At 66.0% G+C, this 15,464-nt stretch carries 13 protein-coding genes; 7 read left to right on the forward strand and 6 right to left on the reverse strand.

What is annotated here, in order from left to right:
• Position 1: 1 nt before the first annotated feature.
• From moaC to ACFOHJ_RS16215, 4 genes are read right to left on the reverse strand one after another with little or no spacing between them, the layout of a single operon-like run.
• A complete protein-coding gene (gene moaC / locus ACFOHJ_RS16200) occupies positions 2–508 on the reverse strand; it encodes a cyclic pyranopterin monophosphate synthase MoaC (RefSeq protein ID WP_378222211.1) in 507 nt (168 codons plus the stop codon).
• The gene (trpC, locus tag ACFOHJ_RS16205) at positions 501–1,316 is read right to left on the reverse strand and encodes an indole-3-glycerol phosphate synthase TrpC (protein ID WP_378222213.1); all 816 of its coding nucleotides are present in this window, start codon (positions 1,314–1,316) and stop codon (positions 501–503) included. Before trpC ends, moaC begins: the two co-directional genes overlap by 8 nt.
• 6 nt (positions 1,317–1,322) lie before the next feature.
• Positions 1,323–2,339, reverse strand: a complete 1,017-nt coding sequence (trpD, locus tag ACFOHJ_RS16210) for an anthranilate phosphoribosyltransferase (RefSeq protein WP_378222215.1) — start codon at positions 2,337–2,339, stop codon at positions 1,323–1,325.
• A complete protein-coding gene (locus tag ACFOHJ_RS16215) occupies positions 2,336–4,225 on the reverse strand; it encodes a peptidylprolyl isomerase (protein WP_378222217.1) in 1,890 nt (629 codons plus the stop codon). The genes trpD and ACFOHJ_RS16215 overlap by 4 nt, the downstream gene beginning before the upstream one ends.
• 149 nt (positions 4,226–4,374) lie before the next feature.
• Here ACFOHJ_RS16215 and tpiA point away from each other — a divergent pair, with 149 nt between their 5' ends.
• The 5 genes from tpiA (at position 4,375) to ACFOHJ_RS16240 (ending at position 9,782) form a co-directional block, all read left to right on the forward strand.
• Positions 4,375–5,139, forward strand: a complete 765-nt coding sequence (tpiA, locus tag ACFOHJ_RS16220; RefSeq protein ID WP_378222219.1) for a triose-phosphate isomerase — start codon at positions 4,375–4,377, stop codon at positions 5,137–5,139.
• 141 nt (positions 5,140–5,280) lie between these two features.
• On the forward strand, positions 5,281–5,751 hold the full coding sequence (gene secG / locus ACFOHJ_RS16225) for a preprotein translocase subunit SecG (protein ID WP_378222220.1): 471 nt from the start codon (positions 5,281–5,283) through the stop codon (positions 5,749–5,751).
• Between the two features lie 210 nt (positions 5,752–5,961).
• Positions 5,962–7,077: a L,D-transpeptidase gene (locus ACFOHJ_RS16230; RefSeq protein WP_378222221.1), complete on the forward strand. Its 1,116-nt coding sequence runs from the start codon at positions 5,962–5,964 to the stop codon at positions 7,075–7,077.
• A gap of 135 nt (positions 7,078–7,212) precedes the next feature.
• A complete protein-coding gene (locus tag ACFOHJ_RS16235; protein ID WP_378222223.1) occupies positions 7,213–8,850 on the forward strand; it encodes a CTP synthase in 1,638 nt (545 codons plus the stop codon).
• 44 nt (positions 8,851–8,894) lie between these two features.
• A complete protein-coding gene (locus tag ACFOHJ_RS16240; RefSeq protein WP_378222225.1) occupies positions 8,895–9,782 on the forward strand; it encodes a bifunctional helix-turn-helix transcriptional regulator/GNAT family N-acetyltransferase in 888 nt (295 codons plus the stop codon).
• Between the two features lie 44 nt (positions 9,783–9,826).
• Here the strand turns inward: ACFOHJ_RS16240 and ACFOHJ_RS16245 are convergent, their stop codons facing one another.
• Complete coding sequence (locus tag ACFOHJ_RS16245) at positions 9,827–11,284, reverse strand: NCS1 family nucleobase:cation symporter-1 (RefSeq protein WP_378222227.1); 1,458 nt, start codon at positions 11,282–11,284, stop codon at positions 9,827–9,829.
• A 202-nt stretch (positions 11,285–11,486) separates the two neighbouring features.
• Between ACFOHJ_RS16245 and ACFOHJ_RS16250 the strand changes: the two genes are divergently transcribed.
• Both ACFOHJ_RS16250 and ACFOHJ_RS16255 read left to right on the forward strand, forming a co-directional pair.
• A complete protein-coding gene (locus ACFOHJ_RS16250; protein ID WP_378222229.1) occupies positions 11,487–12,377 on the forward strand; it encodes an MBL fold metallo-hydrolase in 891 nt (296 codons plus the stop codon).
• Entirely contained in the window at positions 12,374–13,387 is a 1,014-nt protein-coding gene (locus ACFOHJ_RS16255; RefSeq protein WP_378222231.1) for a fumarylacetoacetate hydrolase family protein, read from the forward strand. The genes ACFOHJ_RS16250 and ACFOHJ_RS16255 overlap by 4 nt, the downstream gene beginning before the upstream one ends.
• Here ACFOHJ_RS16255 and ACFOHJ_RS16260 read toward each other — a convergent pair whose 3' ends face one another.
• Complete coding sequence (locus tag ACFOHJ_RS16260) at positions 13,388–15,448, reverse strand: FUSC family protein (protein ID WP_378222233.1); 2,061 nt, start codon at positions 15,446–15,448, stop codon at positions 13,388–13,390. It abuts the gene before it with no gap.
• Positions 15,449–15,464: the final 16 nt, after the last annotated feature.

Below are 15,464 nucleotides of genomic sequence, written 5' to 3' on the forward strand. Positions count from 1 at the left end.
GTCAGCGCTCCGCCTTGTAGGTGCCGGACTTGCCGCCGGTCTTTTCCATCAGCCGGATGCCGGAGATCACCATGGCGCGGTCCACGGCCTTGGCCATGTCGTAGATGGTGAGGCAGGCGACCGAAGCCGCCGTCAGCGCCTCCATCTCCACGCCGGTCTTGCCGGTAACGCGCGCCAGCGCCGTGACCCTCAGGCCGGGCAAAGCGTGGTCCGGCTCGATGTCGACCGAAACCTTGGTCAGCAAGAGCGGATGGCAGAGCGGGATCAGTTCATGGGTGCGCTTGGCCGCCATGATGCCGGCGATGCGCGCGGTGGCCAGCACGTCGCCCTTCTTGGCGTTGCCGTCGAGGATGGTTTTCAGCGTCTGCGGCTGCATGGTGACGCAGCCTTCGGCGATCGCGGTGCGCGTCGTCTCGGCCTTTTCGCCGACATCGACCATGTGCGCCTCGCCGTCGGCGCCGAGATGGGTCAGGGCAGGGCCTGCCGGATGTGCCTTCGGGTCAGACATTTTCCGTCGCGGCGGTCGCTCCGGTCAGCAGCAGCCTCGTCGCCTGCGTCACGTCGGCCTGCCGCATCAGGCTTTCGCCGATGAGGAAGGTGCCGATGCCGATCGCCTCCAGCCGCTTGCAATCGGCATGGGTGAAGATGCCGCTTTCGCTGACCAGCAGCCGGTCGGCCGGTACATGGGCTGCCAGGCGCTCGGAAACGTCGAGGCTGGTTTCGAAGGTGCGCAGGTTGCGGTTGTTGATGCCGATCAGCCGCGATTCCAGTTTCAGCGCGCGTTCCAGTTCCGCCTCGTCGTGAACCTCGATCAGCGAATCCATGCCAAGGGTTGCAGCGGTTTCTTCAAGTTCGCGTGCAAGCGCATCGTCGACGCTGGCCATGATGATGAGGATGGCGTCGGCGCCCCAGGCGCGCGCCTCGTAGACCTGATAGGGATCGAAGAGGAAATCCTTGCGCAGGGCGGGCAGGGCGACGGCCTGGCGGGCCTTGGTGAGGAATTCCGGAGCGCCCTGAAAGGAAGGCGCATCGGTCAGCACGGAGAGGCAGGCGGCGCCGCCTTTCTCGTAGGCCTTCGCCAGCCTCGGCGGGTCGAAATCGGCGCGGATCAACCCCTTGGACGGGCTTGCCTTCTTGATCTCGGCGATCAGGCCGAAGCGGCCCGCCTGGCGTTTTGCTTCGAGTGCTGCGAGGAAGCCGCGGGGCGCGTCGCTGTCCGCCGCCCGTGCCCTGATCTCGCCCAGCGGCACGCGCGCCTTGGCGGCGGCGATTTCCTCGCGCTTATAGGATTCGATTTTACGCAGGATGTCGGCCATGGCTCTTTATAGGGGCTCGTTCGACACCTTGACCAGCCTGTCGAGCACCGCGGTCGCCTTGCCGCTGTCGATGGCGTCGGCGGCGATGACAATACCTTCCTCGAGGCCCGCCGCCTTGCCGGCCACAACCAGGCCGGCGCCGGCGTTCATCAGCACCGTCTCGCGGAATGCGCCGGGAGCGCCGCCGAGCATGGCGCGCAAGGCTTCCGCGTTGTAGGCGGCTTCGCCGCCGCGCAGGTCCTGCTTCGTCCAGCGCTTGAAACCGACCTGCTCGGGCGTCAGCGTAAACGTGCGGATGTGCCCGTCGGACAACTCCGCCACCTTGGTTTCGCCGGTGGTGGTGATCTCGTCGTAACCGTCGCCATGGACGACCCAGACATGGTCGGAGCCGAGCGCTTTGAGCGTCTCGGCGACCGGAACGACCCATTCCGGCGCGAACACGCCGACGAGCTGGCGGGTGACGCCGGCCGGATTGGACAGGGGCCCGAGGATGTTGAAGATGGTGCGGGTGCCGAGCTCGACCCGCGTCGGGCCGACATGCTTCATGGCCGGGTGATGCGCCGGGGCGAACATGAAGCCGACGCCGGCCTGCTCGATGCAGCGGCTGATCGCTTCCGGCGGCAGCTCGATATTGACGCCGAGCGCGGTCAGCACGTCGGCCGTGCCGGTGAGCGAAGAGGCGCCGCGATTGCCGTGCTTGGCGATCGGCACGCCGGCGGCGGCGGTAACGAAGGCCGAGCCGGTGGAGATGTTGAAGCTGTGCGAGCCGTCGCCGCCGGTGCCGACGATGTCGATGGCGCCCGCCGGCGCCTCCACGCGCAGCATCTTGGCGCGCATGGTGGCGACCGCGCCGGAAATCTCGTCGACCGTCTCGCCGCGCACCCTGAGCGCCATCAGGAAGCCGCCGATCTGGCCGGGCGTGGCATTGCCGGACATGATGATGTCAAAGGCCTCGCGCGCCTCCTCGAAGGAGAGCGCGGAGCCGGCTGCGGCCTTGGCGATATGGGCTTTCAGCGTATTCATCGTGTCAGGGCTTGTGAGATGGCTACTTGGTCGATCTGGATCTTGTATTGGGTCTGCAGCTGCGCCACCAGCTGGTCGAGCAGGTCGTTCGAAATGCTGGTGGCGATGGCCTTCTGCTGGCCCTCGGGAACGGAGCTTGCGTCCGCCCCGGCAGGCTCGATCGCCTCCACGACCTTGAACAGGATCTCCGCGTCGCCGGTGGGGGCGGGGAACAGGCCGACGCCGCCTTCGCCGACGTCGAAGGTCGCGGCAGCGCCGTCACGGCCGAAATCGGCATCCTCGGCATCGCGCTTGACGCCGCGCTTGGTCTGCTTCTCTATCTTCAGCTCGCTGGCGATCGCGTCGAGCGTCTCGCCGGACTTTACGCGCTTTTCGAGCGAGTCCGCCTTTTCGGAAAGCTGCTTGGTCGTTTCCGCTGCGGTCCAGTCGGCGACCACCTTCGGGCGAACCTCGTCCAGCGTGCGGTCGCGCGCCGGCGTGATGCCTTCCACCTCGTAGAACAGGTAGCCGTCGGCGTCCGTCGGCAGGCCGTCGTTTTCCGTCCCGACTTCCGCCTCGAACACGGCCTTGATGAGCTGGGCCGACTGCGGAAGGTCCTTGACGATGGTGCCGTCCGGCGTCTGGCCGTTGCGATCGATCGCCTCGACGGTGACGACCTTCAGTTTCAGCTTGGCGGCGGCTTCGGCGAAAGTGTCGCCGCCTGCGCGCGCATCCTCATAGGCATCGTGGGTATCGAGCAGGATGCGGTTGGCCTCGTCGAGCGCCAGGTCCTTGCGGATTTCCTCGGCGACATCGGCTTCGCTCTTGACGACCTCCGGGTTGATCTTGGTCACGCGCAGCAGCACCGGGCCGAAACTGCCGTCGACCACCGGGCTGACCTCGTTGAGGGCGAGCGCGAAGGCGGCGTCGGCCACGGCCTTGTCGGCGATCTTGTCCTTGGCGAGCGTGCCGAGTTGCGTATCGGCTTCGGTCTTGCCCTCGGCCGCGGCGATCTTGTCGAAGGTGGCGCCGGCCTTCAGCGACGCCAGCGCGGCATCGGCCGCTTCCTTGGACTTGAACACCAGTTGTTCGATGGCGCGCGTCTCCGGCGTGGTGAAGCGGGCCTTGTCCTTCTCGTACGCGTCCTTGACCTGCTGGTCGCTGACGCTGCTCAGGTCCACGATGTCTTCCGGATTGAGCCGCGTGTAGCTGAACTTGCGGTATTCGGGGGCCGCGTAGGTCTTCTTGTTTTCCTCGAAATAGCTGGACAGGACGCTGTCGGAGGGAGCCGCGATCGGCTCGACCAGCGACTTGGGCAAGGTGAGGTAGTCGACGGTCCTGTCCTCGCCACGATAGAGCGCCACCGCCTTCAGAAAGGTGTCCGGCGCCTTCAGCCCGTCCGAAACGGCCTCCACGATCTGCTGGCGCACCGCCACCTGGGCGCGGTTGGCGATATAGTCCTCCGGGCGCATGCCCATCTGGGTCATGATGTAGTCGAACGTCCGGCGGTCGAACTTGCCGTCCGGGCCCTTGAAGGCGTCGTCGTCGCGGGTCAGTTCGGCGAGCTTGTCCTTGGAGACGCCGAGGCCCATCTGGCGCGCCTGCTCGTCCAGCAGGGCGCCCGACACGAGTTGCGCCAGCACCTGGCTGTCGATGCCAAGGCCCTTGGCCTGCTCCTGCGTGATGCGCTGGCCGTATTGCTGCGACAGGGCGTTGACCTGGCGGTCGTAGGCGAGGCGGTATTCGTTCACCGAAACGGAAGTGCCGCCGACGGTGATGACCGATTCGTGGCCGGCAACGCCGGCTATGCGGCCGGAAATGCCCCACACCGCGAAGCTCAGCACCAATATCGACAGCAGGCCCTTGGCCAGCCACGATCCCGCTGCGTCTCTCAAGCTACCAAGCATCGTCACTTCCGGTCTGGGAGGCGCGCCTTTGCAGCGCGCGTCATACATGGAACAAGGGCAATAGCGTCCTTCCGCCGACCTGTCGATTGCTTTGTGACCTGTTTTTGATAGGGAAGGGGCGAGGCCCAGCCGATCTGGAGAACAAACGCATGACCCCCGGAATTCGCCCGCTCGTCGCCGGTAACTGGAAAATGAATGGCACGGGCGCGTCCCTGAACGAACTCAGGATGATCGGCAACGGCTTCCTCGGCGGGCTCGACGCGGAGACCGAGGCGCTGGTGTGCGTGCCCGCGACCCTACTGACGCGGGCGAGCGAAATCCTGTCGCGCACGCCGGTCAAGGCCGGCGGGCAGGATTGCCATGTTCGCGAAAGCGGCGCCTTCACCGGTTGCATCTCGGCCGAGATGCTGAAGGATGCCGGCGCCTCCCATGTCATCGTCGGCCACTCGGAGTGCCGGGCCGACCGGGGCGAAGAAGATGCCGAAGTCTGCGCCAAGGCTTCCGCCGCGTGGCGCGCCGGGCTGACGGCGATCATCTGCATCGGCGAATCGAACGAGCAGCGCCAGCGCGGGCAGGCGCTCGACGTGTTGTCGCAGCAGATCGCCGGCTCGGTCCCGAACACGGCGACGCCGGCCAATGCGATCGTCGCCTACGAGCCGATCTGGGCGATCGGCACCGGGCTTACGCCGACCGCCGCCGACGTGGCCGAGGCGCACGCGCATATAAGGGCGAGGCTCACCGAAAAGCTCGGGCCGGTTGCGGCGAAGATGCGTATTCTCTATGGCGGATCGGTCAAGCCTTCCAACGCCGTGGAACTGCTCGGCGTCGAAAATGTCGACGGCGCGCTGGTCGGCGGCGCCAGCCTCAAGGCCGCCGATTTCCTCGGCATTGCCGAGGCCTATCAAAAGATGTGAGGCCCGGCTGGCGCGGTTGGCAAACAGCCGGCCAGTTCCCATATTGCGCCGGTGGGCTTGGAAATGCCTAGAAAGCCATGTATTGAGCCGCGCAATCGATGGCCATTCCTCAGGCCGCGCTAGGCCTTGCCAGGGTAAACAATGGAAACCTTACTGATCGTCATCCACCTCATGGTTGTGCTCGCCCTCGTCGGCGTCATCCTGCTTCAGAAGTCCGAAGGCGGGGGCCTTGATGTCGGCGGCGGCTCCGGCTTCATGACGGCGCGCAGCGCCGCCAATACGCTGACGCGGGTGACAGCGATCCTGGCCACGATCTTCTTCGTAACCTCGCTCGGGCTGTCGCTGCTGGCGCGCTATGGCGAAAAGCCGATCGACATTCTCGACCGCGCCCCGGTCACCAACCAGGGCCAGAGCCAGACGCAGGGCAAGGGCGTGCTCGACCAACTGCCGGGCAGCACCGCGCCGGCCGCGCCGAAGGCCGACACGAATGCGCCTTCCGTTCCGACCGGTACGGAAGAGACCGCGCCGGCGAACCCGCCGGCTTCCGGCACGACGGCGCCGGCCGCCAACGGCACCACCGAACCCGCGGCTCCCCAGGTTCCCAACCAGTAAGCTCGTGGCCCTGATGCCACGACTGTGATCGTTTCGACACAGTCGTGGCAAATGGTAGCCGATCACGAAGATTCGAGCCGGAGCGGACGGGCTCTCGGCTTGAGGCTTCCAGCGCTAATCGATTATAGCTGAGGCGCGGCATATCGGTATCCTCTCGGGGATGCCGGGCGGCCCCTTGGGCAACTTTCTTTGAATGATCGGATTTTCGACATGCAGCTTCGCAGCTTCATTTTCGTAGGATTTTGCGCGGCACTCGCCATGAGCTCCACCGCCATCGCGGCGACGCCGGCGGGTACGGCCGCGCCGCAGTCGGTCGGCGAGACCGATGTCGTGCAGGTCGCGGCCAAGAGCGCCACGGCCGAGCTGCGACAACTCAAGAAAAAGAAGAAGCCGACCGATGCGGATCTGAGCCGCATCAAGGAGCTGGAAGCCAAGATCGTGGCGGATCGCGCGGCCGCCAAGGCCAAGGCGATCGAGGCCAAGAAGCAGGCGATGCGGGACGCGGCCAAGGCCAAGGCGGATGCCGCGCGCGAAGCGTTCCTGAGCCAGAGGGGCCAGAAGGCGAAAGTCGCCGAAGCGGCCCCCGACAAGAAGAAGCTGGTCAAGCAAGTTGAGCTCGCCGATCCGGTCGTCGCCAACGACGCGCCCATTCCGGCCGAGGTCATGAACATCGCCGTCACCGGCAACAACGGCGAGCTGCGCAGCGAGCCGCGTCCGGGCGAAAAGCCGCGCAGCACCGGCGGCGGCCTGTTTGGCGGCCTGTTCGGCGCCACCTCCGCATCGTCCATCAACCTGTTGCCGGAGACGCGCGCGCTCGACGCCGCGCTGGCCCAGCGCGAGGCCAAGAAGCCGTTCAAGGTCAAGCCGGAGTTCGTTCCCCAGGAAGTCGAGTTCCGTGGCTATGAGCCGGGCACCATCGTCATCGATACCAGCGCGCGCCGCCTCTACCTGGTCGAATCCTCCTCGACGGCCCGCCGCTACGCCATCGCCGTCGGCAAGGAAGGCCTGCAGTACAAGGGCGCCGTCACCGTCGGCGACAAGCAGGAATGGCCGCGCTGGATTCCGACCAAGGAAATGCAGCAGCGCGAGCCGAAGCATTACGGCCAGTACAAGGACGGCATGCCCGGCGGCGGCATGAACCCGCTCGGCGCGCGCGCCATCTATCTTTACGACGGCAAGAAGGATACCCATCTGCGTATCCACGGCACCATTGCGCCGCAGACGATCGGCACCAGCGCCTCCAACGGCTGCTACCGCATGATCAACGAGCATGTGATGGACCTTTATCGCCGCGTCAAAGTCGGCACCAAAGTCGTCGTCCTCTAAGGGCTGACGCAGCATAATCCAGGGGCCGGCTTGCGCCGGCCCTTTCGTTTTGCCTTGTCCAACGCGAGGCAAAGCCGGGAAAAACCGGGAGCGGCGGTTTTTTCACTGGCAGAATCGATCTGGCCGCGTTAAGCGATGGTTCCCATGGCGCGATATGTATTCATCACCGGCGGCGTGGTTTCTTCCCTTGGAAAAGGCATAGCATCGGCGGCCCTCGGGGCGCTTTTGCAGGCGCGCGGCTATCGCTGCCGCCTCAAGAAACTCGACCCCTATCTCAACGTCGATCCGGGCACCATGTCGCCTTACCAGCACGGCGAGGTGTTCGTGACCGATGACGGCGCGGAGACCGACCTCGACCTCGGCCACTACGAGCGCTTTACCGGCCGTTCGGCCAACCGCCAGGACAACATCACCACCGGCCGCATCTACCAGAACATCATCGAGCGCGAGCGTCGCGGCGACTATCTCGGCGCCACCGTGCAGGTCATTCCGCACGTCACCGACGAGATCAAGAACTTCATCCGTGAAGGCAATGAAGAGTTCGACTTCGTGCTGTGCGAGATCGGCGGCACCGCCGGCGACATCGAGGCCATGCCTTTCCTCGAAGCCATCCGCCAGCTTGGCAACGACCTGCCGCGCAACAACGCCGTCTATGTGCACCTGACCCTGATGCCGTTCATCCAGGCGGCGGGCGAACTCAAGACCAAGCCGACCCAGCATTCGGTGAAGGAACTGCGCGGCATCGGCATTGCGCCGGACATTCTCCTGGTGCGCTCGGACCGGCCGATCCCGAAGGAAGAGCGCCGCAAGCTGTCGCTGTTCTGCAATGTGCGCGAATCCGCCGTCATCCAGGCGCTCGACGTCGGCCACATCTACGACGTGCCGATGGCCTATCATAAGGAAGGGCTGGATTCGGAAGTGCTGGCGGCCTTCGGCATCGAGCCGGCACCGAAGCCGCGCATGGAGCCCTGGCAGGGCGTGACGCATCGCATCCACAACCCCGAAGGCGAGGTGTCGATCGCCATCGTCGGCAAGTATACCGGGCTGAAGGACGCTTATAAGTCGCTGATCGAGGCGCTGTCGCATGGCGGCATCGCCAACCGCGTCCGGGTCAAGCTGGACTGGATCGAAAGCGAGGTCTTCGAGAAGGAAGATCCCGCGCCCTACCTGGAAAAGGTGCACGGCATCCTGGTTCCGGGCGGCTTCGGCGAGCGTGGCTCGGAAGGCAAGATCCTCGCGGCCAAGTTCGCGCGCGAGCGCAAGGTGCCGTATTTCGGCATCTGCTTCGGCATGCAGATGGCCTGCATCGAGGCGGCGCGGTCGCTGGCCGGTGTCGAGCACGCCTCGTCGACCGAGTTCGGCCCGACCAAGGAACCGGTCGTCGGCCTGATGACCGAATGGCTGAAAGGCAACATGCTGGAGAAGCGCCGCGAGGCAGGCGACCTCGGCGGCACGATGCGGCTCGGCGCCTACGAAGCGCGGCTTGCGGAAGGCTCGAAGATCGCCGAGATTTACGGCAGCACCGATATCCACGAGCGCCATCGCCACCGCTACGAGGTCAATATCGACTACAAGAAGCGGCTGGAGGAGTGCGGGCTGGTGTTTTCCGGCATGTCGCCGGACGGCGTGCTGCCGGAAACCGTCGAATATGCGGACCACCCGTGGTTCATCGGCGTGCAGTATCACCCGGAACTGAAAAGCCGGCCGCTGGAACCGCATCCGCTGTTCGCTTCCTTCATCGAGGCGGCGATCGCCCAGAGCCGGCTTGTGTGAGGACGGCTCTTGCGGGATGGAAATTGCCTGACTAAAGTCAGGTAATGGATCGCGAGCACGTCACAAAAGTCCGTTTGTTCAGCCGTCAGGTCACGCAGCGCATCGGCGTGTTGCAGGAGAGCTATCTCAGCCGCGGTAGGCCGCTCGGCGAGGCGCGGCTTCTGTTCGAGATCGGCGTCGATGGGCGCGAGGTGCGCGACCTGCGCAGCGCACTGAACCTCGATTCCGCCTATCTCAGCCGCCTGCTGCGCTCGCTCGAGGCGCAGGGGCTCGTCACCGTCGAGCAGCAGGCCGGCGACGGCCGGGTGCGCCGCGCCACCCTGACGGCCAAGGGCAGGATAGAGTTCGACAGCTATGACAGGCTGTCAGACGAACTCGCCCAGTCGCTTCTTTCCCCGCTGACCCCGGCGCAACGGTCCCGCCTGATCGCAGCGATGGACGAGGTGCGCAACCTGCTTGCCGTGGCGCCGATCGAGATCGCGGTCGTGCCGCCGCAGGAGCCGGACGCGCGCTGGTGCCTGGACCGCTATTTCGAGGAGTTGGCGCAGCGGTTCGAAAGCGGCTTCGACCGGGCGCTCGGCAAGTCTCCGTCCGATGCCGAGATGACGCCGCCGGCCGGCTTTTTCCTGGTCGCGCGCAGCGACGGCGCGCCGGTCGGTTGCGCGGCGTTGGTCAGGCTGTCGGCGGAGACGATGGAGATCAAGCGCATGTGGACGGCGCCGCTCGCACGCGGGCGAGGCGTGGCGCGGCGCATGCTGGGCGAATTGGAAAGGCTGGCGCGCGAGGCCGGCTGCCGCAAGATACTCCTCGACACCAACCGCTCGCTCACCGAAGCGCAGACGCTTTATCGAAGGCAGGGTTTCGTTGAAACCGCGCGCTACAACGACAATCCCTATGCCGACTTCTGGTTCGAGAAGGATCTGGCCGGGTAGGCCGGGAACCGGGCCGCCGTCTTTTGCGGCCCGGGATGGGCGGTTCAGGCGCGCGCGGCTTTCGCGCCGGAACCGACGGCGGCCGAGCGCAGCGCATAGTAGATGACGCCGGCGATGGCGACGCCGAAGAACCAGCCGTAAACGCCCCACCAGGCCGGCAGCCAGTTGGTGAAGGCCGGCAGGATCGACGAGAACAGCGCGCCGATGCCGGCGGCGATGAAGGCGTTGACGTGCCAGCCGCTCTGGAAGCGGAACTCGCCGTTTTCGTTGTAGAGCGCCTCGACGTTAATCTCGCCTTTGCGGATCAGGTAGTAGTCCACCATCATGACGCCGAAGATCGGGCCCATGGTGGCGCCGATGGCGCTGACGAAGGCGGCAGCCCCGGTTTCCCACGGCGCGAACGGATAGAGCACCAACGCGATCAGCGCCGCTATATAGCCGCCCTTCTTGAAGTCGATCTGGTGGGGGAACACGTTGGCGAAGTCGAACGCCGGCGACACGAAGTTGGCGACGACGTTGATGCCGAGCGTCGCCACGGCGAAGGTCAGCGCCGCCAGCAGGGCCAGGAACCAGCTATCGAACTTGGCCGAGATATGCTCGGGATGGAGCAGGACCTCGCCATAGACGTCGTAGGCGGCGATCGTGGTTACGCCGGCGACCAGCGAGAACAGGATCAGGTTGATCGGCAGGCCCCAGATGTTGCCGGTGCGCACGGCCTTCGTGGTCGGCGCGTAGCGCGAGAAATCGCAGAAGTTCAGGTAGAGCGCCGCGAAATAGGTCACCCAGATCGCCGCGACCGCCGCCAGGGCCTCGAAGGAGCCGGGCAGGCCGGGCACGCCGGCGTCCTTGGTTTCGGCCAGCAGTACGTCCATCGGGATGTCGCTGGTGAAGGCGAATTTACCTGCCTTGACGCACAGGTAGACGGCAAGGATCAGCATCATGATCCATACTGCGGGACCAGCCCAGTCCTGGAACCGGCGCACCGTTTCCATGCCGCGCTGGATAATGAGCAACTGCGCGCCCCACATGAGCAGGAAGCAGATCACCTCGAGCGTGGAATGGCCGAGGAAGTGATAGTTCTGGTGGAACTGCAGGAACCAGTCCGTGCGGACGAGCAGGGCCACCAGCGCGCCCGATGCCAGCGCCGTCTGCGCGCCGTACCAGAAGCAGGCGACGACGGCCCGCACCAGCGCCGGGATGTTGGCGCCGAAGGTGCCGAAGGAGGCGCGCGCCAGCACGGGGAAGGGCACGCCGGTCTTCGCGCCGGCGTAGCCGACCATGTTCATCAGCGCGTAGATGATGAGCGAACCGATGCCGATGGCGATGATGAAATTGACGAAACCGCCGCAGAACAGAAAGAGACTGGCGGCGAGATAATAGCCCCACAGGCTGTGCACGTCCGATGTCCAGACGTTGAAGATGGAAAACGGCCCCCAATTGCGGACCGTCGCGGGCGCGAGGTCCTCATTGTATAGGCGCGGTGAAGCTCCCTGCATGGTCATCGTGTTCTCCCCTTGTCCTCCCTTCGCGCCCTCCTGCGCGAAATGGTATAGGATACGCCCGGCTCGGCGAGAGTCGCAAGGAAACGATTCCCATGGGTTCCGAGGAAAGATATTCAATGTAAAGCGAGGCAATGCAGCGGGCTCGCCTGCCGCCACACGCAGGAATGCCAGCGGTTTTTGAGGGTGGCTCAGGGTGAGTGACATGCCATCGGGCGACCGGCTCGTGCTTCTGGGATGCAAGGGCGGCCCGGCGATTCGGCCGGGCGGTCCCTCGCCGACATCCTCGCTGCTGGAAATCGCCGGCCGCCGGGTCGTCGTGGATTGCGGCCTCGGGGTCACGCGCGGCCTGGTCGATGCCGGCTTGCACCTGAAGTCGCTCGACCTCGTCTTCATCACCCACCTGCATTCCGATCACGTGCTGGAACTGGGGCCGCTCGTGCATACGGCCTGGACCGCTGGCCTGTCGCGCCCGGTCACGGTGTTCGGCCCTGTCGGAACCGGTGACTACTGGCGTCATTTTACCCGTTCGCTGGCGTTCGACATCGATACCCGCATTGCCGACGAAGGCCGGCCGGATCTCCGGGATCTCGTGCGCGTGCGCGAATTCGGCGAGGGCATGGTGATGGAGGAGGGCGGGTTGCGCGTTTCGGCCCTGCGCGTCGACCACCCGCCGGTGACCGATTGCTTTGCGCTGCGTTTCGAATATCCGGGGCTGAGCGTGGTGTTCTCGTCTGACACCGCCTTCTTCCCGCCGCTCGCCGATTTCGCACGCGGCGCCGATATCCTGGTCCACGAGGCGATGCTGGGAGAGGGGATCGAACGGCTGGTGGCCCGTACAGGCAACGGCGCGCGCTTGCGCCAGCACCTCGTTGCCAGCCACAGCTTTGCCGAGCAAGCCGGCCGCGTCGCCACCGAGGCCGGCGTCGGGCGGCTGGTGCTCAATCACCTGATTCCGGCCGACGATCCGGCAATCGGCGAGGCGGACTGGATCGCCGCCGCGCGAAAAAGCTGGTCGGGTGCCTTGACGATCGCGCGCGATGGGCTTGTGGTGGAGCCGGACGCCGGAGTCGCGTCGCGAGGGGAAACCGCATGAAGCTTGCAACCTTGAAGAACGGGAAGCGCGACGGCAGGCTGGTCGTCGTTTCCCGCGACCTGACGCGCTATACCGACGCCTCCTTCCTCGTGCCGACCCTGCAAGGCGCGCTGGACGACTGGCAAAGGCTGGCGCCCCACCTCGAAGCGCTCGGGCATTCTCTGGAGGCGGATGCGGTGCCATCGGGGCGCTTCCACGAGAACGACGCGCGCTCGCCCTTGCCACGCGCCTATCAATGGGTCGGCGGTTCGGTCTATGGCAGCCATGTCAAGCAGATGAGCAAGGCGCAGGGCGACAAGGCGCCGGAAAATTTTCTCACCGAACCGCTGCTCTATCAGGGCGGCTCGGATTCCTTCATCGATCCGCGTGGCGCGCTGCTCGCCGCCGACGAGGCTGACGGCATCGACATGGAAGGGGAAGTGGCCGTCGTCGTCAGCGACGTACCCATGGGCGCCAGCCTCGACGAGGCGCGCGCGGCGATCCGTCTGGTCATGCTCGCCAACGACGTTTCCTTGCGCGAACTTATTCCGGGCGAGCTGGCGAAAGGCTACGGCTTTTTCCAGGGCAAGCCGTCCACCGCCTTTTCGCCGGTGGCGGTCACGCCGGACGAGCTGGGCGTGGCCTGGGACGGCGGCAAGCTCAGCCTTCCCCTACTGGTGGAAGTCAACGGCAGGCCGTTCGGTCGGGCCAATGCGGGGGTCGACATGAATTTCGATTTCCCGGCGCTGATCGCCCATGCCGCGAGAACCCGGTCGCTGTGCGCCGGCACGATCGTCAGCTCGGGCACGGTGTCGAACCGCCATGGCGGCGGGCCGGGCAAGCCGGTTTCGGCTGGCGGCGCAGGCTTTTCCTGCATCGCGGAGCAGCGCATCGCCGAGACGATCAAGGGTGGCGCGCCGAAAACGCCGTTCCTGTCCTTCGGCGACAAGGTGCGCATTGAGATGAAGGACGCCGCCGGCCGCTCCATCTTCGGCGCCATCGAGCAGACGGTCGAGAAATACGAGCGGTAGCTACGCCGGTCCCTCGAAGAATTCCGGATAGTTTTCGATCGCGGCGGCGATGATGCGCAGCGATACCGCGACGTTCAGGGAGTTCGCGTCGTTGCCTGCGGCGGCCAGCGCCGCGGCATCGTTCCGTATCCCGGCGATGGCGGCGGCCCAGCTTTTCGCCGGATGCCCGCCGAGGAGATCGCGGGTCAGTTTTGCCAGGAAATCCGTGATTTTCTGCGAGACATCGACCGGTGTCGCTGAAGCACGCTGGAGATTGCGCAGCCGCAGGATTTCGAGGCCGAGCGTGACGGCGGCAATGCCGCCGCCGAGGAAAGCCTCGCCACGGCGCCCCAACCGGCGAACGAGCGGCATCAGCTGGTTGATGCGATCATAGGCCAGGCTTTCGAAAGCCGAGCGGCGCGGAATTCTTTCGTGCAGGCAAAGCCGGGCGAGGTCCTGGCGCATCGCCGCTGCGATGCGGTTTGCGGTCGCCCACGGATCGGCCGGCAGGACGACGAGGTAGACGCCGATGGCAAGCAGGATGCCGACCAGGATCGAAGCCGAACTGCCGAAAAACTCGGCCGGGTTATAGGTCATGACCTGATGCGGGCTGAGGAAGGCGAGGAAATTGATGGCGAACGCCGTTGCCACGCCCACCAGGCGCGGATTGGCCATCGCCAGCGCGGCCGGAACGAGGATCGGCACCACGAAGACGATGAACCAGCCGAAGCCGGGCAGGGCCGGCAGCGCGATCTGCCCGACGAGATAGGCGAAGGGCAGCGCCAGCAGGGTTCCCTTGAAGAAGCCCCAGGCGATCTCCACGGGCGAGGGGCGTGGCGCAAAGAGGCTCGCCACCACCGCCACGATGATGACGATGCCGGCGGCCTCCGACCATTTGGTCGCCAGCCAGAACGCGGCCACCAGCATGGTGGCGATCGCCGCCCGCAGGGCGTTGCGCCACGCCGCATGGCCGTCGCGGTGGATGACAAGCGCCGGCTGGCGCCGTGAATCCGCCCGCCCCGCCGGGGGAGCACGCAACGCATCGAGGCCGCGCAGGACCTGGTTCATGGCGTCGGCGAACTCGCCGGCGATCGTGACGCGGGTCAGCGTATCGACGCTGTCGGCGTGTTCGGTGGCGGTCTGCGCCGCATGGCTGGAGATGGCGTCGAATTTCGCAACCCACGGCCGGATGTCGTCGAGCGACGGCACCGCTGCCATCTCGTCGACGACGGTTTTCAATTCGCGCCGCACCGGCATCAGCGCGAGGTTCTGCGGCGCCGTGTAGGTGTGCAGCACGCGCGCCGCCGAGAGAGCCGACAGCAGGTAGCCGATGGTGCGCCGCAGCGGATGGGCGCGCGTCGTCATGCTGGGCGCTTCCAGCCGCGCATAGGTGCGCATCTCGCCGAGCGCCTGCGTCTCGGCGACCAGCTTGCTATACTGCATGTCGAGCGGAGCCGGGTCGCCGCCGAACGCTCCGCCCGCATAGGCGGCAAGATCGAGGATGCAGCGTTCCAGCCGCGAATGCATCGCATCGCGCGCAAGCTGCGGCAGCAGCAGCCGGCTGGTCAGCCCCGCGCAGGCGATGCCGATGATGATCTCGCCGCAGCGCGCCATTGCCAGTTCGAGCACAAGGTGCGGATGGCCGAAGGCGGGCAGGGCGATGATGGTTGCCGTATAGCCGGCGAGCGCCGCGCCATAGGCCTCCGGGTTGCGCAGGAGCGACGAGACATAGGTGCAAAGGCCGATCCAGAGGGCGAGCGCGGTAACGAACAGCCAGGGATCGGTGCCGAGAAGGGCGGTGAGGCCGATTGCAGCCACCGCGCCGACCAGCGTGCCGAGCAGCCGGAAGAAGCCTTTGGCCAGCACCATGCCGGCGACCGGCTGGGCCACGATGAACACCGTCATCATCGCCCATTGCGGGTGGTCGAGGTTGAGCGCGTAGGCCGCGAGAAGGGCGATCAGCCCGGCCGAGGTGGTACGCAGCGCAAAAATCCAGTCGCTGCGCGTCGGGCGCGGAAGGCTGGCCGCGCGGGCGGCTAGATGTTGTCGCACCCACGCAAAGCCCACGCGCCCGCTCCGCATCCGGGGTTGCAGAAAG

This window comes from Aquamicrobium soli (assembly GCF_042646345.1).
Lineage (GTDB): Bacteria > Pseudomonadota > Alphaproteobacteria > Rhizobiales > Rhizobiaceae > Mesorhizobium > Mesorhizobium soli_A.